We start from the raw sequence: 24,391 nt of genomic DNA, 5'->3' as shown, positions 1-24,391 counted from the left end.
GCGGTCTTTCATTCCATGGGAGTAATAAAAATGGCCCTTACCATTCACGTTCTGGACTACGGAGATATCGAGCTGGAGACATCGTTTCTCGTGCTCGGTCACGAATGCGGCCGGGTGCGCAGAGTGCCTGTCTATGGATTTCTGATCCTGGGCGGCACGCACCCGGTTCTCGTGGACACGGGCTATCGCGACAACGCGATCATGGAAAGCCTCGGCATGCGGGGCCTTCAGTTTCACGACAACATGATTGAGAACCAGCTTGCCAAACACGGTCTGAAACTTGGCGACATTCGCTACATCCTGCACACCCACCTGCATATCGACCATGCCGGTAAGGACGACAAGTTTCCGATGAACACCACCGTGGTTCTGAACCGGAAGGAAATGGAATTCTCCGTCTCCGGCATCATGTATCCGCAGTATCCGAAGCCTGACATTCTGCACCTCGTCGAACGGATCTACGAACCGGAGGCAATGCGCTTTCTGGATCTGGAGATTACGGGTGCGGAAGAAATCATCCCAGGTGTCTGGTGTGAAGCTGCCGGTGCGCACACCGAGGGGTCCATGAATGTCATTGTTGAAACCGCTGAAGGTCTCGCCTGCATCTGCGGCGATGTCATCTATGACTTCAACGACCAGATCGTGAACCACGTTTACACCAACAACTGGATGGAGCCCCGTGTGACCGGAAACCATGCCGGTTCGAAGCGAGAGGAAAAAGGCGCTATCAAGAAGCTCCTCAACAACTACACCTTCCTGCTGCCGGTGCATGACAAGCCCGCGAAAATTCAGAACCAGCAGGTGGTCGGGCGGCTCGGGATGAGTGTGCCGGGACCGATGACGGAAACCGTGCCGGAAAGGCAATGGTTTCCGATGTGATTGGAGCCGGTGAGAACGGCTTTGAAAGCCGCGCCGGCAAAGGGTGAAATTGGGAGGAGCCCATGGGCCACACTGTTGTTGACCCGAAATTCCGGGACCTGATGGACGAATTTGCTCCGGTCAATCAGATCGGGACAGGATTTGTGTTCACGGAGGGGCCGATCTGGCACCCGGCGGAGAAGTATCTCCTGTTCTCCGATATGCCCGGAGACGTCAGACGGAAATGGACGCCGGAAACCGGCGTGAGCGAATATTTGCGGCCCTCAAACAAGGGCAACGGCATGACCTACGATGCGGAGCTGAACCTTCTCGTTTGTGAACATGCAACAAGTTCCGTTGCCCGGTTTCGAACAGACGGCACCCGCGAGGTTCTTGCCTCTCACTTTGAAGGCAAGGAACTCAATTCTCCCAACGATATTGTGGTCAAGTCCGACGGGACAATCTACTTCACCGACCCGACCTATGGACGGCTTGAACATTTCGGTGTGCCGCGGCCACTTCAGCAAGGGTTTCAGGGCGTTTACATGCTGCCTGCGGACCATCGGCCGGGCGGTGAAGCGATCCTGGTGTCGGACCGCTACATGTTCACGCAGCCGAATGGTCTGTGTTTTTCACCCTGTGAACGGTGGATGTGGGTCAACGACACGGAACAGGCGAACATCCGGATGTTTGATGTCGGCGAGGATGGCCGGCTCAAGAACGGCCGCGTGTTCGCCTCGGGCATCAAGGATCCGCTCAAAGCCGGTGTTCCGGATGGCATGAAGGCTGATATCAACGGCAATGTCTGGGTGACGGCGCCAGGTGGCGTCTGGGTCTATTCGTTTGAAGGGCTGCTAATCGGCAAGGTGGACGTGCCTGAAATGGTGGCGAACCTCCATTGGGGAGGTGACGACTGGCAAACACTCTTCATGTGCGCCTGCACATCCGTCTACAGCGTCCAGACAAAAATCAGGCCGCGCAATGAGCCTTTCATGTACGCAACGCCAACAGCTGGCGGCAGCAATGCCCAACCAGGGGCACCGGTTGCGGCAACGGCAAATGCCGGAAACGATCTTCTGGTTTCGGCGTGCCCGGCAATCGACCCGAAGAAAACCGCGCTTCTCATTCAGGACTTGCAAAACGACGTCATGATGGACGGCGGTGCTTTCGCTGAAACCGGTTCACCGCAACATGCACGCGACCAGAATGTCGTTGCCAACGCGATTGCGCTTGCGGAGGCCGCACGCCGAAAGGGCATGCCCGTCATTCACATTTGGATGGTCTGTGAGCCTGGCCACCCGCTTCTGTCCCAACATGCGCCGCTCTTTCAGGGGTTGAAGGGAGAAAATGCTCTTGTGCGGGGAACATGGGGCGTTGCACCGGTCCCGGGTCTGGAACCGCGACCGGGAGACCTCGTATGTGAGAAGATGTCCATGAGCGGTTGGGAGACATCGCGGCTTGAAAGCTATCTTCACCACGCCGGCATCGACACGATTATCAACACAGGATCCTGGACCAATATGAGCGTGGAACACACGGCCCGCACCGCGGCAGACAAGGGGTTTCAGGTCATTGTGCCGGAAGACGCCTGTTCCACCATGAATGCGGACTGGCACCGGGCTTCAATCAACTTTGCCATGCAGAACGTCGCCAGTGTGACCAGCACATCGTCAGTGGTCTCGGCGCTGTCATGAGGATAGTCTCGCCATAAGGCCAAGCGACCGGATCATGGCGGCACGGGTGCTGCGTTCAGGAGATCATCATGCGAGAAATTGCGATTGTTACGGGCGGTGCCCAGGGCATAGGTCTGGCATGTGCCAAGCGCTTGCGGGAAAAGGGCGTTGAAATCGCATTGTGGGACATCGATGAAACTGTAGTGAATGCCGCAGCGTCAGAGATCGGAGCTGTTCCGATCTGCGCCGACATCTCCAATTGGGCCTCGGTCACAACGGCGATGGAAGAAACCGTATCCAAGGCCGGCGAGCCCTCAATTCTGGTGAACTCGGCAGGGATCGCGGGCCCGAATGCGGTGATCGAAGACTACCCCCTGGAAGACTGGCGCCAGATTTTTGACGTCAACACCACCGGCTCGTTCCACATGTTGAAGGCCGTTCTTCCGGGAATGAAGCAACGCAACTATGGGCGTATTGCCCTGATCGCCTCGGTTGCCGGCAAGGAGGGCAATCCCAACGCGTCCGCCTACAGCGCATCTAAAGCTGCGGTGATGGCTCTTGCCAAGAGCGCAGGCAAGGAATGCGCGTCTTTCGACATCGCCATCAACGCCGTCACCCCGGCTGCCGCGCGCACGCGCATTTTCGACCAGATGAGCAAAGAGCATATCGACTACATGCTCTCCAAGATCCCGAGGAACCGGTTTCTGGAAGTCAAGGAAGCCGCCGACATGATCGCCTGGCTCTGCGACCGAGAAAACAGCTTCGCCACCGGCGCTGTGTTCGATCTATCCGGCGGAAGGGCGACTTACTGACGGTTGGAAAGCGTTTAAAAGGATCGGCAGATGCGAGGGTATGGGCCATATTGCAAGACAAGTTTCCTCTTTGGGAACTGGCTAAGGTCAATTGTGCACCCCGCCGATCAACAGCAAGTCAATCTCTGCGATGGGCATCTCGACGACGTATGAAGACGTTGGCAAAGACGCTTGAAGTTGGCGCAGTGGATCGTCGAATTTCTTTCAGGTTTTGCCACGATATAGCAGCAGTCCAGGTTTCAAAAATAGGGACCGTTTGAGCGTAGGCGTCTGCCCTTGCGTCAGTGTGTCATTTCAACTCAAGAGTGTTTTTACGTGCTTGTCAAAAGTTACTAAGGCGTTAATCATGGGCGCTGCAATCGGAAAGAGGCGTCCGGTTGATCACGTTGAATGGGCCGGTCTTTTGATTGGCCAAATACAGCGCTGTTTGAGGTGCTGAAATGGGGCAGGTGAATTGCAGAATGGGCATTTGAGCTCCGGCGATCATTCGAGCGCGTCTGAGGTGGTATCTCAGGTACCGGAAGAGGTTTTGCCGCCGGATGACCTTGGGCAAGTTGGTGAAGTTCAATCCGGGCAAGCGCCTGTGTCCCCGCGTCCAAAATCAAACATGACCGTGCGGCTTGCCAATGGCTCAGAGAGCGATTGTCGTGCCGGGGTGTTTCTGGCGCGGGAAGCGCATCGGAACACGATCTTCCGCGAAATCCCGTTCTCGGAAGACAAGGCGCGGGCAATCTTCGAGAAAGCGACCTCGCGGCCGGATCGGTTCGGGCTGATCTATGCCGTGCCGAGTGCGGATGAACCGCTTTCAGAGGACGGCCTTTACGGCTTTGCTTCGGTGCATGCCGGTGAGTACTTCCTAGGGACCGGTGCTCTGATTGCGACAGTGCAGACGCTGAACATTTCCAAAAGGCTTGCCGGTACGCTGCTTGGTGGGAAAGTGGCACTTCGATTGGTGCAGGCAGTGCGCCACTGGGCCAAGGAGCGAGGCTGTGCGCATTTTATGGTGCATGTGACGAACGGTGACAACGCGGAAGAGGCTGACAGGTTCTTCCGGCGATGTGGAATGAAAACGATCGGTGGCAATTATGTATAAGAGTCTTCGATACGCGAAAACAGTGTTATCTACGTTAGTTTCACTGTGTTGCTGTGCGCTATTCTTAGTTTTCTCTAGTCAAGTTTCTACCGCGGAGTTTCGGCTTCGTGAAAATTTGATCGTGCCAAAGATTGAGGTAGACAATCCAGAGATTAGGCAGTTCATTATTTCATACTTAAACATTATTACTACGTATACCGAAAGTACGGTTTCTCTTAATCACACGGAAAATCTTATCATTATCGACGATCCTGAAATAATGAGAGGAAATGAGATCAATGTTGATCTTTTGAAAAAGAAATATGAAATCGAAGATTTACTTGTTAATCGCATTTTGGAGGCGAAACAAGACGCGGGAAGTTGCGGGATTCAGATCCTTGTTGGCAAGTCTAAGGCAATAGAAGCTTCTGTAACTATTTTGAATTCATCGAATGACTTTCAAGAAAAAATACGCTGTATCGAGATTTCTATAGGTGAGATGTTTGGATTTAGGCAGAAAGTCCCAACAAAAGAGGGGCGTCTAATCATGCCGATGAACATATTAGCTTTATCCGCCATGAAAATTTGTGAAAGTGAAGACGAATTTGACACGTGCATAAAGGGAGTTCTCGAGGCGTACATTTTGGAAATTGGGGCGGCAATTGGATTGAAAGGCGACAAGTAATGTCGGGCAAAGATTTTTGGAATGATTTGTATTTCAACGCATCTTATCAAGCCGGAAATCCGCGAGTTGGCACTGAGATTACAGCGGGTTTTGCTGTAGTAAATGTGGTTGTCGGCTCCCAAACCTCGTTAATCACTGGTGAACGTACCGGATATCGAGCAGTGGAAATTGGGCCATATGGGAGATCAGTTAGTGGGCCTTTGGAGGGAAGTCTTGCGAATTCAGTGTCTTTCTATGATCAAGCGAAAGACTGGGAAACCATTGAATATACCTTTGGCGAAGAGATTTATCGCGGAGTTGGTCTAGGTTTTCAGCTGGGATCCAGTGGTGATATTACTTTAAAGACTGGGCTGGGACTCTATGACAAACACTACTTCACAAATAATGGCGTTGCTGCAAAGAAAACTTATGCTTTCAACGTAAAAGACTCAATTCAAACCAATTTTTTTGAGAAATGGGTTCAATACGAAAATTACTTAAATAAGGGCTTTGCACCGGGGGTTTTTGGTCTTAATCAATCGCCTCGAAGATGTTTTGCTGCTGATACTGTTATCTCAACAAATTCTGCTCCGAAGGAAATTGCAAAGATTATTGCAAGCGACGTTGTCTATTCTTTTGATCCGTTCGCCGATTTTGGCCGTGGTTCCTTGGTTCCCAAAAAGGTCGTGCGGACTTTTACGAACATTACGGAGGAATGGCTCCGGCTGACGTGGGAAGAGGATGGCGAGGAGCGCGAACTTGTCACCACGCCTTCTCACCAGTTTTTGGCGACTCATGGTGGGTTCCGGGAGATTGAGAGCCTTGTTTCGGGCGGCAAGGGCAGGGTTGTTCTGGCTGACGGGTCTGAGGCAGAGGTTACATCCGAGCGTATTGTTTATTCCGCAGCAACGGCCGACATGTTCGAGCAGGCGGAAGGATACGTCTATCCGGAGAACGGCAATCTCGCGCTGAAGCCGGTCTTTAAGAAAGGCTGGAAGACCTACAATTTCGAGGTTGAGGATTTCCATACCTATGTCGCCGGCGGTGTCCGGGTTCACAACGATTCCTGGAACGATGGCGCGGGTTTTGAGTTCCACAAGGAGGATTACGGAACCGGCAATGCATACGCCATTACTGATCTTGAAGGTATCGTTCCGGTCAACGGATATGCGGTAGCTGCCTACAGGCTTTCACAAAGCAGTTCCTACGATTCAACACCTCAGGGCCGCGCGGAATCGGTTGCATTTGGTGCGGCAGCCGAAGGAGCAAGCAATCGCCAAGTCAATGCGGCCTCTTGGAGTGAATACAAGGCAAAGAGTACGGAGGGTCTCAGCGACAAGGCTGCTGCAGCCTGGACCACTGCGCATTGGAGCGCGAAAGAGTTCTCGCGTTTCGAAGCTTCCATCAAACATGGCCGCGATCAAGGCCGTGAAGTTGCAAAGCAGATTAATGACCAGAACGACCGCAATTCTGGTCGTGATAGTGAGGGCTCACGTGCGGATACGAGCCGTTCCAGCAATCCTGCTGACCGTGGAATTGGTCGTGGGGATTATGACAATGACGGTGAGGTAAGTGCCCGGGAATTCCGCCGCGCGGAAAATGAAGGGCAATTTGAAACCGACAACAAGGCAAAGAACAACAACAGCGACGGCAATTCCGGCGGCAATGGAGGATCTGGCGGCAAGCCTGTGCTGCTTGATCTTGACGGCGATGGTTTGGATGTGACGGCGCTGGACCGTTCGACCATTTTCCTGGATACGGGTGGGGACGGGTTCTTGCGCCGGACGGCGTGGGCGGACGCTGGAGACGGCGTCCTTTTTTATGATCCTGATGGACGCGACGGGATTACGGAGAAGCGCCAGTTTGTCTTTACCGAATGGGACCCGACGGCGACGAGCGATCTTGAAGCGCTGGCCTCCGTGTTTGACAGCAATTCCGACGGCGTTCTGGATGCGGGCGATGCGGAGTTCGGCAAGTTCAAGGTTCTGGTGACGCTGGCGGATGGCTCGACGGTGGCCAAGACGCTTGCTGAACTTGGCATTACGGCGATCGACCTGACGGCGGATGCCACCAATATCGAGCTTGCCGACGGCTCTGTGATCACCGGCAAGACGACGTTTACGAGGAGCGACGGTACGACGGGCACGGTCGGCGACATGCTGCTGGCCTCCGAAGCGCAGGGTCACCGGGTTGAGCAGGTCGAGAATGTCGATGGCACTGGCACGCGCACGCTTGTCTCCACCGCATATGCGGCCGATGGCAGCAAGGCCTATGAGATCCAGTCTGCGACGAGCGCCGACGGATCATCGATCACCAACCGGTATGACGATGACGGCGATGGGGTGACGGACCGCATCCAGACCATCGTGACGGTGCAAAACGCTGATAACAGCGAAACGGAAACGGAAGAGACCCTTGCGGGCAGCGATGCGGCAACGGCTGTGCTCAAGTCCCGTACCGTGACCACGGTGAGTGCGGACGGCCTGACGGAAACGATCGAGCGCGACACGATGGGCGGCGGCTGGTTCAACCAGCGCGAAGTCAGGACGGAACAGGCAGATGGCAGCCTGACGATTGTCATCAGTGACCTGGCCGAGAACGGCACGATGATCAAAAGCCGCAGTGAAACGGTCTCCAGTGATGGGTCTGTGCGCGTTGACGGAATTGACGCGGATGGCGACGGCCATGCCGATACGGTGGAAACGCATGGGATTGCAGTCCACGCAGATGACAGCCGCACGGAAACGGTTGCGGTGACCAATCAGGATGGCTCCCTGCGTTCCAAGGTGACCGAGGAGGTGGGGAGCGATGGCCGGTCCAAGGTCATCACCCGGGATCTTGACGGCAATGGGCAGACCGACCAGCAGGAGATCCTGGATATCACGGTGGCGCCGTCCGGCGGCAGCACCTCGCGGCTCGATATCCGCAATGGCGATGGCTCGCTCAAATCGTCCTCTGTTACGGTCACGTCGGATGATGCGCTGACGAAGACGACGGAGCTGGACCAGGACGGGGATGGCGATATTGACCTGAAGACCGTCGATACCACGACGGTCAATGCCGATGGCAGCCGGGAGCAGGTGATTACCCAGTGGAATGGCGACGGCTCCGTGCGTGCCATGCGCAAGGAAACGCTCGGCAGCGACAAGGTCAGCTTCGAGACCTTTGTGGATCTGAACCAGAATGGGAGTTTTGACGCCGGTGAGCGTGTGTCCTTTGTCTCGGTCGACGATACAACCCTGGCAAGAACGGCGACCAGTTGGACCCGCAATGCGGATGGGTCTGCCTCGGCAAAAGTGACGAGCGTGACGTCAGCGGACGGTCTGAGCAGCAGCACTGAAAGCGATCTGGATGGCGATGGCGACATTGATCTTCAGGTGGAAGACGTAACGGTTCTGAACGGTGACGGCTCTTCCAAACGCACGGTGACGACGAAGAATCAGGACAACTCGCTGCGCACGAAGGTAGAGACTGAGACGAGCGTTGATGGTCTGACCCGGACAGTGCGGGAAGATGTCGACGGCAAAAGCGACGGCGCGTTTGAAAAGATCAGCGTCACCACGTTGGAACTGGAAGCCGATGGCGGCAGCAAGCAGACGGCCACTGCCTATGCCGGTGATGGCACGACCGTGCTTTCAAAGACCGTCACGACGGAAAGCGCTGACCGGCGCATCATGACGGTGAGGCAAGACCGGGACGGGGACGGCGCTGATGATGTGGTCTCTGAGCGGGTTGAGGCTGAGGACGGCTCCAGGACGCTGACGGAGACGACTTATGCCAATGACGGCACGGTGCTTGGTCAGAGCGTCAGCACCACCAGCGCCAATGGCCTGGAGACGACGACGCAAACGGATCTTGACGGCGACGGAAACGCAGATGTCGTCAGCCGCAGCACCACAGTGCTGAATGCCGATGGCAGCCAGACGACGGTTCAGCAGACAGAAAACGGCGACGGCACGCTGAGGAGTTCTTCGACGGTCACCGTCAGCGATGATGGCCTGAAGACGGTGACCCGGACCGATGCGGACGGCAACGGCACGTTTGAACGGGTCATCCATGACGAAACCGTTCTGGACGCTGATGGCGGCACCACTCGCACGGTTGAGACCCGCTCGCAGAGCGGGGCAGTCATCAATCGAACCCAGACCGAGGTGAGCGATGACGGTCTGGTGCGCGAGATCAGAACAGACCGGGACGGCAACGGCAGCTATGATCTGATCGAGACATCATCCACGGTTCTGGAGGCCGATGGCGACACGGTAACGACGACGGAGACCCGCGAAGGCGGGGTTCTGCGCAGTTCCACGACCCAAACGGTCTCTGACAATGGCCGTTCCAATGTCGCAGAAACCGACGTCAATGGTGACGGCAAGACGGATACCCGCATCACGCAATCGGTTGCCGACAGCGGGCTTGCGACGGACCATGTTCAGCACAAGGCCGCCGATGGCAGCGTGCAGAGCCAGGTCCGCACGGTCACCAGCGCCAACGGCCTGTCGGCAACGTCTTATCAGGATGCTGACGGCAATGGGGCTTATGAGACCCGCACGGAAACCGTCCGCACATTGAATGTGGATGGCTCGACCACGACAACAACCAGCGTCAAGGCACAGAACGGTGCGCTGCAGTCGAAGTCTCAAAAGACCGTCAGTGATAACGGGTTGACCGTCACGCGTACCCAGGATTTTGACGGCGACGACAACGTTGACGAGACCTCCGTGCGCGAGACGGCGATTGCTTCGGACGGTTCGATCACCACCACGGAAACGGTAACGGCCCGGAACAACGATACGCTGATGCGTTCCGTTGAGACCACGAGCGGTGACGGGCGCTCGGTAACTCTGTCGGTGGATGCGGATGGCGACGGCATCAATGACCGGGTGACGACGACGACGCTGGCAGACGACGGTGTCACGACGACGGTTGCCGAAGCTTTTTCGGGGTCCGGCGACCCGATCTCCAGGACCACCACCACGGCAAGCGGCAATGGGTTGGAGCGGACAGCTTCGTTTGACCTGGACGGCAATGGCGTCGCCGAGCGGGTGATGCAGGACACGACGGAGATTGCCTCCGACGGGACAACCACCCGCAGGGTTGATCACGAAACAGGCTCCGGTCGGCTCATCGCCCGAGAGGAAATGACGTCTTCCGATGACGGCCTGATTGTGACAACGGCGCTGGATCTGGATGGACAGGGCGGCAATGACTTTGTCACCACCAAAACAATCAGCTTTGGCCATGACGGGTCGAGCGAAGAAAGCTGGGTGACCCGGGGTCCGGGCGGCCAGAAGGGCAGCGCGGTGGTGACCACCAGCGCGAACGGGCTGGAAACGGACACCCTCATCGATATGGATGGGGACGGCAGCATCGACCGGGAGACGGCGCTGGTTCTGGGTGCGACCGGTGGCAGCACTGAGACGATGGACTTTAACGGCGTGCGCAGCACGGTGACCAGCGTCAGCGCCAATGGCCGTTCGCAAACGACGACCATTGACCGCAAGGATGGCCAGGGCACGGATCTGCGCATCCAGACCTCGGTCGATCTGAGCGGTGACAAGACCACCACCTGGACGGATCTGACAGATGGCGGAGCAACAGAGGCCGTTATCCGCCGGGAAGCGGCCGCCAATGGCACAAGCGATCTTTACCGGCTTGATATTGACGGCAATGGCAGTGACGACATCACCCGCAAGACGGTGGTCGATTATGACGCCTCGGGCAATGAAATCCGCGTCTTTGAAGAGCTTGAGGGCAGTGCCGGGGTTCTGGCGTTCAAGTCGACAACGATCACCTCGGCCAACGGTCTGACCTCGACAACGCAAACTGACAGCGACGGCGATGGTGAGATCGACACCACGGCGGAAACGAAAACCGTCTTCAACGCTGACGGCTCTTCCACCACGACCAGCCGGGACTGGCATGACGACGGCACTTTGCGGTCCAGCTATGCCGAGACCGTCAGCGCCGATGGGCGCACCATCGTCGAGAGTTTTGACTTTGACGGCAACTCCGTCACCGACAAGACCGTCGTGAGTGAAGTCGCAGCAGACGGCAGCCGGGAGGTGACCGAAACTGGCTTTGGCGCAAACGGCGTTCAAAAGCGCATTGTCACCAAGACCTCGTCCGATGGATTGACGACAACGGTGCTGCGCGATGGTGTGAGTGAGGTTCTGTCCCGTTCCGCTGTCGGCAACGGCAGCTATGACTGGGACAATGGTGTCAGGGCCTCGTCTTCGAAGGCCCATATTTTTGTCACCCACAAGATCGACGGCCAGGGCCTTGAAACCTGGGAGATGACCTCCACCCAGAACGGCGTTGCCACCACGCATAGCGAGCGCTTTGACATGGCGGCCAAAGACCGGCTGCTGGCGGAAGCTGCCCGTCTTTATGATGCTGTTCTTGACCGGGCGATGGACAACTCGGAAATCGAGGTTCTGGTTCAATACGCGTCCAACAGCCAACTGAACCTCACCGCTCTGGCAAATGCTTTGCTGTCATCGGGCGAATACGCTGCGCGCTATGGCAGCTTGAGCGACACGGGCTTCATTGCCCGGGCCTATCAGAACACCTTTGGCCGCGAGCCGACACTTGCGGAACTGGGCGAGCACCTTGCTGAGCTTACCTCCGGCACCAGCCGCGCCGCTCTCATCGCTGGGCTCTCTGAAAGCGCCGAACATATCGTTGTCGGAAACGGGCACGGCAAGACAAACAACTATGACGTCTTCCTGCTGCCGATCGTCAAGGAAGACGATCTCATCGTCTCGTTCGGTGTCGAAGGGTTCGACCTGAACACAAGTGACGACAGTGCTCTTGTCGGCACAAACGCAAGCCAGACCTTGAACATTGGCAGTCACGAGGCCGTCTTCGGCCTGGGTGGCAATGATTCTTTGAACGGAGGCAATGGATCCGACATTCTGGTGGGCGGCACCGGCAATGACGGCCTGCGCGGTGGCGCAGGAGATGACGTTTACATCGTCAACCGCGGCGAGGGTGACGACGTCATCATTGACACAGGCAGCGGCGCAAACGGCGACAGGCTGGTCTTCGGCGAAGGCATAGACATCGAAGATCTGAACATGATCCGCTCCGGCGATCATTTGCGGATCGAGTTCCATGCGGAAAGTGCGGCTGAAGCTGCAGCCGCAGCTGCTAAGGGCCTTGCGCCCCTGACTGGCTCGGTCACCATTCGGTACTGGTTCTCCGACAACAATCTGCGCGTCGAACGCCTGGCCTTCGATAACGGTGAAAGCTACTGGATCGGGCATATCTCCTCATTCTCGTCCGAACCCGGCGTCAACTACAACATGTGGCGCCGCCGATCCGACAGCAACGACACATTCACCGCAGATCCGGGCCATGACATAATCCTCGGAGCAGGCGGGAATGACACGCTCTATGGAGCAGACGGAAACGACGTTCTGCTTGGAGGGGACGGCGATGACAGGCTCTATGGCGGAAATGGAAATGATATCCTGGATGCGGGAGAAGGAAGCGGGTCAAGCTGGCAGTACCTCTACGGTCAGCAAGGTGACGACACCTACATTTTTGGTGCAAAAAACGGCAAGGTTTATATCGATCACACAGAAACATCGAACACTGGAACCGACACCATTGTTTTCGATGAGCTGACGTTAAATGACTTCTCTTTCAGCACCTATGACTTCACCCATGGCGGAACTGTTCAAACACCCGCGGGTATAGGACTTCAGTTCAATCTGAGCGGCCAAAACTCTGGAGCACTTCGAATCGCGAATATGGGCGACCATATCGAGCGGTATGAGTTTGCCGATGGAACGGTTCTAAGCAGAGTCGCATTTTCCAGCCATGATCGGATGCATTTTGAGGGTACAGATGGCGATGATCTGATCGTAGGCACAGACAAAGATGATCAGATTTACGGCGGCCATGGCGATGACATCATCGACGTCGGCGGCGCTGCCTCTTTCTGGCAGCATGCGCGTGGTCAGAGCGGTGACGATACTTACTTGATCGGCTCCAATGCCGGCCGGGTTTGGATCATGCGGAGTTCGGAGAGCTCCGGCAACGACACCATCCGGTTCAAGGACCTGACACTTGCAGATCTGAACGTCATTGTTGAAGCCTATGAAGGCCAGGGTCAGATCCTGAGACTGCTCTGGAACAAGAACGGGCAGTCGGGCGAGTTGCGCCTTGCGGACGAGGGCGATCACATCGAGCGGTTTGAGTTTGCAGACGGTGTGACAGTCAGCAAGATCGCCCTTTCGAGCCATGACCGGATACATGTTGAAGGCACGGGTGGCGATGATCTGATCATCGGTACGGACAAAGACGATCAGATTTACGGCGGCCATGGCAATGACATCATCGACGTCGGTGGGGCGGCCTCTTTCTGGCAGCATGCGCGTGGCCAGAGCGGTGACGATACTTACTTGATCGGCTCCAATGCCGGCCGGGTTTGGATCATGCGGAGCTCGGAGAGTTCCGGCAACGACACCGTCCGTTTCAAGGATCTGACACTTGCAGATCTGAACGTCATTGTTGAAGCCTACGAAGGGCAGGGTCAGATCCTGAGACTGCTCTGGAACAAGAACGGGCAGTCGGGCGAGTTGCGTCTTGCGGACGAGGGCGATCACATCGAGCGGTTTGAGTTTGCCGATGGGATGACACTCAGCAAGATCGCCTTGTCGAGCCATGACCGTCTCCATCTTGAGGGCACGGATGGCGATGATCTGATTATTGGAAGCGACAAGGACGATCAGATTTATGGTGGCCATGGCGATGACACGATTGATGTCGGGGGCGCTGCCTCTTTCTGGCAGCACGCGCGTGGCCAGAGTGGCGATGATACATACCTGATCGGCTCTGATGCGGGCCGGATTTGGATCATGCGGAGCTCGGAGAGTTCCGGCAACGACACCGTCCGTTTCAAGGATCTGACACTTGCAGATCTGAACGTCATTGTTGAAGCCTACGAAGGGCAGGGTCAGATCCTGAGACTGCTCTGGAACAAGAACGGGCAGTCGGGCGAGTTGCGTCTTGCGGACGAGGGCGATCACATCGAGCGGTTCGAGTTCGCCGATGGCGCGACGCTCAGCAAGATCGCTCTATCGAGCCACGACCGTCTCCATCTTGAAGGAACGAATGGCGATGATCTGATTATTGGAAGTGACAAGGACGATCAGATTTATGGCGGCGCAGGCAACGACACGATTGATGTTGGCGCTGGAGCCGGTCACTGGCAGCACGCCAGAGGTCAGAGCGGTGACGATACATACCTGATCGGCTCTGAGGCCGGCAATGTGTGGATAATGCGGAGCTCTGACAGCTCCGGCTATGACACGGTCCGCTTTAAGGACCTGGCACTTGCAGATCTGAACGTCATTGTTGAAGCCTATGAAGGCCAGGGTCAGATCCTGAGATTGCTTTGGAACAAGGACGGAAAGTCTGGCCAGCTCCGTCTCGCGGACGAAGGCGATCACATCGAGAGGTTTGAATTTGCCGACGGGACGACGCTTGCCAGTGTTAAGCTGCGCAGCGATGGCCGTCTTGGGTTGACTGGGGACTCAGCCGCAAACCTGATCAACGGCACTGACCTAGACGAGTATCTTCAGGGCCGGGCGGGAGACGACATTTTAAACGGTGGCGCGGGCAGTGACGTCATCAGGGGCGGTTTTGGCAAGGATACCGTCTTTGGCGGCGCTGGTGATGATACGATTTACTTCGAAAACGGCGACAACTTCTGGACCAATGGCATCGCACGCGATGTCGGCGGTGAGGGGCGTGACAAGCTGATTGTTGAAGCCGGGTCCAGTTTCAGCACCGATGGTCTGTCCTGGTATGGCTTTGAAGAGTTTGTTGGAGCAGAGCTGAGCGACCGTGTGATCGGCAACGATGGCAACATTGACTATCGTTTGGACGGTGGAGCCGGTAACGATGTGCTGACAGGGAGCGGCGGCAATGACGTGATCCGGGGTGGTGCAGGCGACGATGATGTCTTTGGCGGGGCTGGCAACGACACCATTTATTTCGACACCGGAGATCTTTTCTGGACAGACGGGATCGCACGAAACATTGGCGGGTACGGATTCGACACGTTGATCGTGGAGGCAGGCTCCAGCTTCAGTACAGGCGGACTTACCTGGTACGGATTTGAAGCCTTTGTTGGTGCAGAGCTAAATGACAGCGTTACCGGTAATTCCGCTTCAGTCGACTACGTACTCAATGGCGGCGGCGGAGATGACGTTCTCAAGGGCAACGGCGGCAAAGATACGCTTATCGGTGGTCTTGGTGACGATGTGCTTACTGGCAATGGTGGAATAGACACATTCATCTTCTCTGCCGAAAGCAGTAATGACCATATAACCGACTTCACAAACGGCGAGGACCTCATCCAGATCGAAAACGGTGCGACGGCGTTCGCCGACTTGTCGATCTCGGCGTCCGGATCGGATGCGTTGATCCAGTTTGGCGGAACAACGATCACGCTTGATGGTGTCTCCGTGCTCGACCTTGATCAGGGAGATTTCCTGTTTAGCTGAGGGAGTTGATTTAGTGACTTGACCAATTGCGCCTGGACCTCACGGGGGTTCAGGTGGCAATTTGGTCGGTCTCTCCAAGAGGCCCGATTGCATCAGCGAAGGTGCGGCGCTGATTGAGAATTGGTCTATTGTGGTCGCCGGCTGCGTTGTAGCTTGGAACTGGCTTCCTAACACCGACTTTGCCGGATCCAAGGTATCTCTGGTTCAATGACACTCTTCCGGCACCATCAGTTTACGTCGGAGAGCCGGAAATCGTCACGTTGCAAAGAGTGTTGCCGGAGCCATTGGAGTTCTAGTCGTCTGACCTGGCATATTTTTGTAGCAGGAACCTTTGGTTTTCCGAGGTGCCAGCGGTTCGAAGGCACGAAAGAGTTCGGTGTCAATTGCAGGTCGGAACAGAGAAGCTTTACCTTGCGCTGGCAACTAGGTTTTAGCAGTCTATGCCGGTTGCGATCATAGGATTTCTTGCGAGCCTAGTATCTTGACCGACGCACCTTCAGGTCTACGCGGTTCAAAGGTGGTCGCCAGCGAAAAACAGCTATCCCTCCTCTCGCCGGCAATGTGAACTTATTGCGGACCTTAGAAAAGGCCAGCAACTCGATATTAACCCGGAGGTATTCGAGTTGGAACAAACCCTGCACAAAACTGTATGGGTTTTGTACGAGAAATGCCGCATACAGGCGTTTGTTCCTTGCATGTTCCTGCAAGAAGCGGCACGGCACCAGATTGAAAGTTTGCGTTAAGTGTTGATTTTATTTGGGTTTTAATGGTGCTGCCGGAGAGATTTGAACTCTCGACCTCTCCCTTACCAAGGGAGTGCTCTACCCCTGAGCTACGGCAGCGTGTGCGCGTCAAACTGGACGGGCTATGCGTCTGGAAGATCTTTGAAAGTTCCACATGAGAAAAGACGCAGTTTTTGTTGCCGATCAGCGGTGCCGACCGGAATGAGGGCGCTTTTGCCATAAGAGTATCGGGGACGCAAGCTGTGTTTTGGTTTTTTTTCCGTGCCTTCGCCAGCAGTGCTGAACCACGCCCATGCAGGGCTTAAAGGGCACTGGAATGCCTGCTTTTGAGAACGCCAAACGGCTGTGGATATTTATCAATGGCGCGACGGCTCTGATCGCTGCGCACGGGCTGGTTACAGCCCGGAGCATTGAAAGCGTTCGGAAGTCTAAGAAAGGCTGAATTGTTGCCCGCGAACGAAAGCCCGTCTTTGCAGGCCGCCCGGCTGTTGGTAAAAGGTGTGACTACTGAAATGCGCAAGCGGGCCTCGTCCATGGATAAAAAAGATCAGCAAGGTGAGGGTGTTACGACCGGCAAGGCGCACTCATCCAATGAGACGGCCAAAAGCGGTCAGGCCGGATCGGCAAAGGCCAGGGAAGACCGTCTTGCTGAAGCGCTGAGGGCCAATCTGCGCAGGCGCAAAAACGCTGCCAAATCCCGTAAGGAAGACTGATTGGCTGCAAGAAGACCGCTTGAGGTCTTTCTGCTTGCCGGAAATTGCCTGATCAAAGACAGGCCGCTGCCTTGCATGGGCCATAAGTTGTGTATAGATGGCGGTTTGAATGTGAGTTTGAGGCTGCGCCGATGAGTTTGTTACAGGCGCGCGACTATCAGCCGTTTTTCGTTATACGAGGGTTCGGAAACAAATGGACAGTATCAAGGTTGTCGGCGGTTCGGAGCTGAATGGTGTCATTCCGATTTCCGGAGCCAAAAATGCCACTTTGCCGTTGATGATCGCATCGCTGCTGACAGATGAAACCCTGACCTTGAACAATGTGCCCCGTCTTCGTGATGTGGCGCAATTGATGCAAATCCTGTCCAATCATGGTGTCGATTATTCGGTCAACGGCAAACGCAGCGGCCAGGACGAGCTTGCCGGCCAGACACTGAACCTGACGGCCCGAGAGATTGTCGACACGACCGCGCCTTATGAGCTTGTTTCCAAAATGCGCGCCAGTTTCTGGGTGATCGGACCGTTGGTGTCCCGTTGCCATGAGGCACGAGTGTCTTTGCCTGGCGGTTGCGCGATCGGAACCAGGCCGGTGGATTTCTTCATTGACGGGCTCAGCGCGCTCGGAGCGGATATCGAAATTGAAGGCGGCTATGTCGTGGTCAAGGCGCCGGGCGGCCTCAAGGGCGCGCGCGTTGATTTTCCGAAAGTTTCGGTCGGGGCAACACACACCATTATGATGGCGGCGACCCTTGCAAAGGGCGAGACTGAAATCGTCAATGCCGCCCGTGAACCGGAAGTGGTTGATCTTGCCAAGTGTCTGAAGGCGATGGGAGCCAAGATCGAAGGCGAGGGAACATCAACCATCCGCATCCAGGGTGTGCCGCGTCTGCATGGTGCGCATCATTCGGTCGTTCCCGACAGGATCGAGACCGGAACCTATGCGATGGCCGTTGCCATGACGGGCGGTGATGTACTGCTGCAAGGAGCCCGGACGGATTTGCTGGAAAGCGCGCTCGACACTCTGCGCCAGTCCGGCGCCGAGATTGAACAGACCCCCGATGGGATCAAGGTCTATCGCAATGGCAACGGCATTCAGCCCGTCGACATCACCACCGAACCTTTTCCGGGGTTCCCGACGGACTTGCAGGCCCAGTTCATGGCGTTGATGACGCGGGCAGGCGGCTCGAGCCGTATCACGGAAACCATTTTTGAAAACCGCTTCATGCATGTGCAAGAGCTGGCGCGTCTCGGTGCACAGATCCAGGTTGACGGACGCACGGCAACAATCGAAGGGGTTTCGACGTTGCGTGGAGCGCCGGTAATGGCGACCGATCTGCGGGCGTCGGTGTCACTGGTGATTGCTGGCCTGGCTGCAGAGGGCGAGACCACCGTCAATCGCGTCTATCATCTCGATCGTGGTTTCGAACGGCTCGAAGACAAGCTGACGCGCTGCGGCGCGACGATCGAGCGGATTTCCGGCTAGGACACCGTCTTAATCCTTTGCGGTGCGCCGCTCAATCACACGTCCGCGTGAGGCAAAGGAGGGCCCGGGTCCTCCGATGCCGCTGGTCATGATCGCCTCTGCGATCGGGCTGAGCGCGACTTCGTCTGACGTCCAGGTAACGAGAAAATTCGCTCCGACGCCACCGGTCGTATCATTGATCGGAATGAGCACGGTTCTGGATTGCAGCGGCCCTAGAACAAACGGCTCCTCCAACATCGCGCGGATCAGTTCGCCGCCTTCTCCATGATAATCGACGCTTTGCAATGTGATGGTCGTCTTCGGATCGACATTGTGAACAGCAAGCGTGGACGCCAGGAGGTCGGAACGGTTGGGATAGGAAAAGATCCGGGAATAGGCCGGAACATAGATTGTCTCACCCAATGCTCTTTCGGCGATGTCCTGAGCCTGGACAGTGGACTGAAGAGGCCAGAGGGTCAGTGCAACAAGAAAGATAAGTCGTTTCAGCATCGGTGTTCTCGCAATCCCTCAAGCGGGCGACAGATCGATGCACTTTCCGAAATGCTTGCCCTGATTGCAAGGGATCGGCGAGAGTAGCTGCCGATAGCAATTGTTGTCGAATGAGAACCAGGGAGACATCAGCGGATGGGAGCACAGGCAATCCGGTTTCTAATCCAGGTGGCGTTTGCCATGGCCGGACTATTCGCTGTCGTGTTGGTTGCGCCGCCCTATGGCGCATCTCTCGGGCTTTTTCTGCTGGTGTTTGGTCTGTGGCTCGGCAGGCACGTTTTCAAGCGGATCGCGACACTGGATGAGGTCAAGGCCGATCTGCGTGACCGCGTGGATGATGGACCGTAAAGGTGCCGGGCGTGCCGGCAATAGGATTCAACATTGCCAAATCCTTCATTCCCCATTAGGTCAACAGCCTTGGGATCAGGGCCAGTCCGCCTTATATGCGGGAAGCCAAAACACACACTCGACCGGATCAGAAACCGAGCACTATGGATCAGCTGAAACTTGCCGCACTCGACCAGGAAGACCTTGAGGTTCTTTCGGCCCATCTACAGGATGCCATCCTGACGGTTGCCGACATCCGTTTTCTGCCGAAGGAAAAGAAGGCTGTCTTTATCTTGAACAGGTTTGTTTGGGACAAGGAGGCGGACAAACGCTCCAAGGAGCATGAACGCCGACGCTCGGCGCTGGCCATCGCGCAGGTCACGGCCATGAAAGCGCAAAACATCCAGCAGGATGCCAAAGGAGCGGTGATGGAACTGCTCGCGGTGACGTTTGAAGCCGGTGATGAGCCGTCTGGACGTATTCAACTGGCATTTGCAGGCGGTGCCAGTCTTGTCCTGGATGTGGAATGTATCGAAGCGCAGCTGTCTGATCTCGGCGCTGCCTGGTCGACGCCGAACCTGCCACAGCACGATCTGAGCTGACGGGCTTCTATAAACCGAACTTGTATTTTCCCCGGACCTGATGGAGACACCGCGTGGTTCTGCGCCTTACAACTGCCGACACCGGATTTGACGATGACTTCAAGGCCCTTCTGGCTGGAAAGCGTGAAGTGTCGGAAGACGTCGACCATATCGTCCGGGATATTCTGGAAAGTGTTCGCCAGAACGGCGACAAAGCAGTGCTGGACTATACCAGAAAGTTCGACCGTCTCGATGCTGGAACCATGGCCGAGCTCACGGTCAGCGAAGCGGAAATTGATGCCGCAATGGCCGAAGTTCCAGCCGAAACGCTAAACGCGCTTCAGCTGGCCTATGAGCGCATTTATGCCCATCACGCCCGTCAAATGCCGGAAGATGACCGCTATACCGATGCCATTGGCGTGGAGCTGGGTTCGCTTTGGACCGCCGTTGAAGCCGTGGGTGTCTATGTGCCAGGTGGTCTTGCAAGTTATCCGAGCTCTGTTCTGATGAATGTCGTTCCGGCAAAGGTCGCCGGTGTAGACCGCATTGTCATGGTGGTTCCAAGCCCGGACGGCATTCTCAATCCGATGGTTCTGGCAGCAGCCAAGGTTGCCGGCGTGAGCGAGATCTATCGAATCGGCGGTGCTCAGGCGGTCGCGGCGCTGGCATATGGTACGGAAACGATCTCGCCTGTTGCTAAGATCGTCGGTCCGGGCAACGCCTTTGTCGCAGCGGCAAAACGCCGTGTGTTCGGAACAGTTGGCATCGATATGATAGCCGGCCCATCGGAAGTCTTGATTGTTGCTGATGGCGGCAACAATGCCGACTGGCTGGCGGCGGATTTGCTTGCCCAAGCTGAACACGACACCGCGGCTCAGTCGCTGTTGATTACTGATAGCGCCGATCTTGCGGACGAAGTTGAAAAGGCCGTTGAAGCACAACTGAAAACCCTGCCGCGCGAGGACGTGGCGCGTGCAAGCTGGCAGGATTTCGGGGCAATTATCCTCGTGCCGGATCTGGATGCCGCCATGCCATTGGCAAACCGGATTGCACCGGAGCACCTGGAGCTTGCCGTCAGCGACCCGGAAGCGCTGTTGAAAAAAGTACGCAATGCAGGTGCCGTATTTCTGGGCCATTACACTCCTGAGGCGATTGGCGATTATGTCGGTGGATCGAACCACGTTCTGCCGACGGCACGTTCCGCGCGCTTTTCCTCAGGTTTATCGGTTCTGGAATTTGTGAAACGAACCTCGATCCTGAAGTGCAATCCGGACAATTTGCGAGCGCTCGGCCCCGCAGCCATCGCGCTTGGTGAATCTGAGGGGTTGTCGGCGCACGCTCGCTCTGTTTCCATCAGGCTGAACCTTTAACCGGAGTCGAAAGAGGCCTTTCGAAGATGAGCGACCCGCAATCCGAGACCGATCAGCAGACTGCCGGTGGCAGGCTTGTGGATGTGGTCCTGGATGAAGCATCGATTGCCCGTTCAACGCCGGAAGTCGAACACGATCGTGCCGTTGCGATCTACGACTTGATTGAAGAAAACTCCTTCCAGCCGGTTGGTCACCCGCCGGTAAAGTATGTGCTCAAGCTCGGTGTGGTCGAAAAGAAGCTCGTCTTTCAAGTGACCACCGAAGATGAACACGCTGTCGTCACGCATGTTCTGTCGCTTTCGCCTTTGCGCAAGATCGTCAAGGACTACGATCTGATTTGCCAGAGCTATTACGAAGCGATCCGCCATGCGACGCCCAGCCAGATCGAGGCCATCGATATGGGGCGGCGAGGGGTCCACAACGAGGGCTCAGCCATATTGATGGAACGTCTTCACGGCAAGATCGAACTGGATACGCAAACAGCAAGACGATTGTTCACGCTCGTCTACGCGCTGCATTGGAAGGGATAGGGTGTAAGGCGACAAATATGAACCAATTGATGGTGGTCGGCAGTAGATTTGGAAAAGCGCATTGCGCAGCGCCGTATGGTGCAGGCAACGGGTGCGTGGCGTTCAAAAGCTGTCATTGCTGCTGCCGCCAGGCAGGTCAATTGGTTCATATTTGCCGTCTTGCGCTCTAGTCGCGATGACAGGGCCGGGCCTTCGTCCGACTGCGGTCCTATTTGCTTGCAGCATGAATGCCGTACGTTCCCCGATGGCAGAAGCGCTGGCAAAGCAATTGTTTCCGAACCAGATTTATGTGCGTTCCGCCGGTGTGCGTCCTGGCAAGATCGATCCCTTTGTTGATGCCGTCATGGCTGAAATCGGGATCGACATGAGCCAGCATCAGCCAAAGACCTTCGATGATTTGGACGAGTCTGGATTCGATCTTGTTTTGACGCTCGCTCCGGAGGCCCACCACAAGGCGCTGGAACTGACCCGCACAGATGCGGTTGAAGTTGAGTATTGGCCGACAATGGACCCCACCGTGGCAACCGGTAGCCGGGAGCAGATCCTGAATGAATACCGCGCGGTGCGGGATCAGTTGAGCATGCGGATCAAGAAGCGACTCGACTGGGCACCACCGCCAGGTGATTGACAAGCGGTTCCCGGAACGCGCTATGCTTCAACTTGGGAAAATCGAACAGCGCCAAAGTACGTTCCGGGGAGGATCAATGATGATTGTTCGGCTGGTTGCCTTTGTTTGGATAGCGTTTTTTATGGGTGGAGCTGCATTGGCTCAGGACAACCCAATTCTCAATCGTTTGAACACCTATATTGCCGCTTACAATGCGAAGGATGCCGAGGCGATCTCAGCCTATTATACCGAAAAGGCAGCCTTGCTGCCGCCCCAAAGCAGAGCGCTTGTCGGACGCGCGCCCATAGCCGCGCATTTTGCCAACGCCTTTAACAACGGCGTCACCGAACTGGAATACAATGTTTTGGAAATCGATCAGACAGGACCGGACACGGCAGTCGAGGTCGCAGAAACAAAGGTCAAACTGGGTACCAAGACAATTTCAGGCAGATCGATGCATGTCTGGAAAAAAGTGGATGGTGTCTGGTTCATTCACCGCGACATGTACCATGTCCTTGGCATTGCGCAGTAGTCACTCGGACTGAAATGTCTTGCGAAAGTTCAAAGTCTGGCGTGTCGAGGCACTATGGAATTGCCTCTGAGTTGCGGCTTTGCCTCGTCCGGAAGAACATTTGAACAACTCGATTATGCCCCTTGGAAGCTTTCTTTGATTAGGGTGGAAAGAAAGGTTCACTTTCTGGCACTAATCCGTTAGTTTCCCCGGCACCCGCGGGCAGGGCCCGCTTCATTCAGGATATCAAATGGCCAAAGAAGAAGCTCTGGAGTTTCCGGGCGTCGTAACAGAACTGTTGCCGAATGCGACGTTCCGCGTAAAACTTGAAAATGATCATGAAATTATCGCCCACACTGCCGGGCGTATGCGCAAGAACCGCATTCGCGTTCTTGCAGGCGACAAAGTTCTTGTCGAAATGACCCCTTATGATCTGACCAAGGGGCGGATCACCTACCGCTTCAAGTAAGTGGTTGTTTGAAGGTGACATCGGCTATCAGGCACGCGCATTCATGAACACCGCCCCTCAGTTGATCCTGGCCTCCGCATCGCCGCGACGTCTCGCGCTTCTGCAGCAGATCGGTTTGGAACCGGATCACCTTCTGCCGGCCGACATCGACGAGACGCCGAAAAAGCACGAAACGCCGCGCAGTCTTGCATTGCGCCTGGCTCGGGCCAAGGCAGAGACCGTCCGGCAGACCGCAGATGCGTCGGATGAGCTGCGGGACAGCGTTGTTCTGGCGGCCGACACAGTCGTTGCTGTGGGGCGCCGCGCGCTGCCAAAAGCCGAACTGACGGATCAGGCGCTTATGTGCCTGTCTCTACTTTCAGGCCGTGGTCATCGGGTCTTTACGGCGGTCGCCGTGGCTGAAACCACAGGTAAGGTGCGCTCCAAGCTGGTGGAGACCCGCGTTCGCTTCAAACGTTTGTCCCGAAAGGACATGGACGAATACCTTTCTTCCGGCGAATGGCGCGGCAAGGCCGGCGGTTATGCCATCCAGGGGTTGGCGGGAAGCTTTGTCGTCAAGCTTGTTGGTTCTTACCCGGCAGTTGTCGGTCTTCCGCTTGTGGAAACGGCCGGGCTCCTGAGTTCTGCCGGCTACCCTGTTCATCAGGGCTGGGCCACAGCAGCAGCGTAAGGTCATTCCCGGGAGCGCGTGGATAAGGGCAAGCAGAGGTATCATGACCGACAGCCAGAAACCTGAACGGCGAATGCGCCCGTGCCCGATCTGCTCGAAACTCTCGACCCCGGGAAATTATCCATTTTGCTCGGATCGCTGCGCCAAGATTGATCTCAATCGCTGGTTCACCGAAGGCTATACGATTCCCGTCGTCGAGACCGACGACATCGATGAGAGCGACCTGCCCGGAGATTAGGCAGGCGTTCGTTCAAATTGGTATTTATTCGGCTAATTTTCTTGCTTCTTGCGCACACGATGTC

Annotated in this window: 18 protein-coding genes and 1 tRNA gene; 17 read left to right on the top strand and 2 right to left on the bottom strand. The window is 56.1% G+C overall.

The genetic code is table 11. The features are described from left to right. Window positions 1-30: 30 nt before the first annotated feature. From K1718_RS20960 to K1718_RS20935, 6 genes are all read left to right on the top strand, one after another. Complete coding sequence (locus K1718_RS20960) at window positions 31-879, top strand: N-acyl homoserine lactonase family protein (RefSeq protein ID WP_152502800.1); 849 nt, start codon at window positions 31-33, stop codon at window positions 877-879. A 62-nt stretch (window positions 880-941) separates the two neighbouring features. After that, window positions 942-2,552 (top strand): isochorismatase family protein, encoded by a 1,611-nt coding sequence (locus tag K1718_RS20955; protein ID WP_265680961.1) that lies wholly within the window; start codon window positions 942-944, stop codon window positions 2,550-2,552. A gap of 68 nt (window positions 2,553-2,620) precedes the next feature. Beyond that, the gene (locus K1718_RS20950; RefSeq protein WP_265680962.1) at window positions 2,621-3,343 is read left to right on the top strand and encodes an SDR family NAD(P)-dependent oxidoreductase; all 723 of its coding nucleotides are present in this window, start codon (window positions 2,621-2,623) and stop codon (window positions 3,341-3,343) included. Between the two features lie 469 nt (window positions 3,344-3,812). After that, on the top strand, window positions 3,813-4,436 hold the full coding sequence (locus K1718_RS20945; protein ID WP_265680963.1) for a GNAT family protein: 624 nt from the start codon (window positions 3,813-3,815) through the stop codon (window positions 4,434-4,436). Window positions 4,437-4,557: 121 nt separating this feature from the next. Continuing rightward, the gene (locus K1718_RS20940; RefSeq protein WP_265680964.1) at window positions 4,558-5,100 is read left to right on the top strand and encodes a hypothetical protein; all 543 of its coding nucleotides are present in this window, start codon (window positions 4,558-4,560) and stop codon (window positions 5,098-5,100) included. Window positions 5,101-5,765: 665 nt separating this feature from the next. Beyond that, the gene (locus tag K1718_RS20935; protein WP_265680965.1) at window positions 5,766-15,596 is read left to right on the top strand and encodes a DUF4214 domain-containing protein; all 9,831 of its coding nucleotides are present in this window, start codon (window positions 5,766-5,768) and stop codon (window positions 15,594-15,596) included. Window positions 15,597-16,363: 767 nt separating this feature from the next. Here the strand turns inward: K1718_RS20935 and K1718_RS20930 are convergent. After that, window positions 16,364-16,438: transfer RNA gene (locus K1718_RS20930), tRNA-Thr, on the bottom strand. Window positions 16,439-16,872: 434 nt separating this feature from the next. Between K1718_RS20930 and K1718_RS20925 the strand changes: the two genes are divergently transcribed. Beyond that, window positions 16,873-17,052: a hypothetical protein gene (locus K1718_RS20925; RefSeq protein WP_265680966.1), complete on the top strand. Its 180-nt coding sequence runs from the start codon at window positions 16,873-16,875 to the stop codon at window positions 17,050-17,052. A 193-nt stretch (window positions 17,053-17,245) separates the two neighbouring features. Then, window positions 17,246-18,535 (top strand): UDP-N-acetylglucosamine 1-carboxyvinyltransferase, encoded by a 1,290-nt coding sequence (murA, locus tag K1718_RS20920; RefSeq protein WP_265680967.1) that lies wholly within the window; start codon window positions 17,246-17,248, stop codon window positions 18,533-18,535. Between the two features lie 9 nt (window positions 18,536-18,544). On the opposite strand, the gene K1718_RS20915 is transcribed toward murA, so the two are convergent. Next, window positions 18,545-19,024, bottom strand: a complete 480-nt coding sequence (locus K1718_RS20915; RefSeq protein ID WP_265680968.1) for a DUF3124 domain-containing protein — start codon at window positions 19,022-19,024, stop codon at window positions 18,545-18,547. A gap of 135 nt (window positions 19,025-19,159) precedes the next feature. On the opposite strand from K1718_RS20915, the gene K1718_RS20910 reads away from it, so the two are divergent. The 9 genes from K1718_RS20910 to yacG all read left to right on the top strand — a co-directional run bounded on the left by K1718_RS20910 (window position 19,160) and on the right by yacG (window position 24,327). Continuing rightward, the gene (locus K1718_RS20910) at window positions 19,160-19,372 is read left to right on the top strand and encodes a hypothetical protein (RefSeq protein WP_265680969.1); all 213 of its coding nucleotides are present in this window, start codon (window positions 19,160-19,162) and stop codon (window positions 19,370-19,372) included. A 143-nt stretch (window positions 19,373-19,515) separates the two neighbouring features. Further along, on the top strand, window positions 19,516-19,953 hold the full coding sequence (locus tag K1718_RS20905; protein ID WP_152502787.1) for a DUF2948 family protein: 438 nt from the start codon (window positions 19,516-19,518) through the stop codon (window positions 19,951-19,953). A gap of 53 nt (window positions 19,954-20,006) precedes the next feature. Next, window positions 20,007-21,302, top strand: a complete 1,296-nt coding sequence (gene hisD / locus K1718_RS20900) for a histidinol dehydrogenase (RefSeq protein WP_265680970.1) — start codon at window positions 20,007-20,009, stop codon at window positions 21,300-21,302. Window positions 21,303-21,328: 26 nt separating this feature from the next. After that, a complete protein-coding gene (locus K1718_RS20895; RefSeq protein ID WP_152502785.1) occupies window positions 21,329-21,832 on the top strand; it encodes a UPF0262 family protein in 504 nt (167 codons plus the stop codon). Between the two features lie 223 nt (window positions 21,833-22,055). Continuing rightward, complete coding sequence (locus K1718_RS20890) at window positions 22,056-22,460, top strand: arsenate reductase ArsC (RefSeq protein WP_371419543.1); 405 nt, start codon at window positions 22,056-22,058, stop codon at window positions 22,458-22,460. 76 nt (window positions 22,461-22,536) lie between these two features. After that, on the top strand, window positions 22,537-22,971 hold the full coding sequence (locus K1718_RS20885) for a YybH family protein (protein ID WP_173006100.1): 435 nt from the start codon (window positions 22,537-22,539) through the stop codon (window positions 22,969-22,971). Between the two features lie 229 nt (window positions 22,972-23,200). After that, on the top strand, window positions 23,201-23,419 hold the full coding sequence (gene infA / locus K1718_RS20880; protein ID WP_006939340.1) for a translation initiation factor IF-1: 219 nt from the start codon (window positions 23,201-23,203) through the stop codon (window positions 23,417-23,419). A 43-nt stretch (window positions 23,420-23,462) separates the two neighbouring features. Continuing rightward, window positions 23,463-24,089, top strand: a complete 627-nt coding sequence (locus K1718_RS20875; protein ID WP_265680971.1) for a Maf-like protein — start codon at window positions 23,463-23,465, stop codon at window positions 24,087-24,089. 43 nt (window positions 24,090-24,132) lie between these two features. Continuing rightward, window positions 24,133-24,327, top strand: coding sequence for a DNA gyrase inhibitor YacG (yacG, locus tag K1718_RS20870; RefSeq protein ID WP_152502782.1), 195 nt, complete (start codon window positions 24,133-24,135; stop codon window positions 24,325-24,327). Window positions 24,328-24,391: the final 64 nt, after the last annotated feature.

Source organism: Roseibium porphyridii (genome assembly GCF_026191725.2).
In the GTDB taxonomy this organism is placed as follows: Bacteria; Pseudomonadota; Alphaproteobacteria; order Rhizobiales; family Stappiaceae; genus Roseibium; species Roseibium porphyridii.
This window is presented reverse-complemented; position numbering and strand designations above follow the sequence as displayed.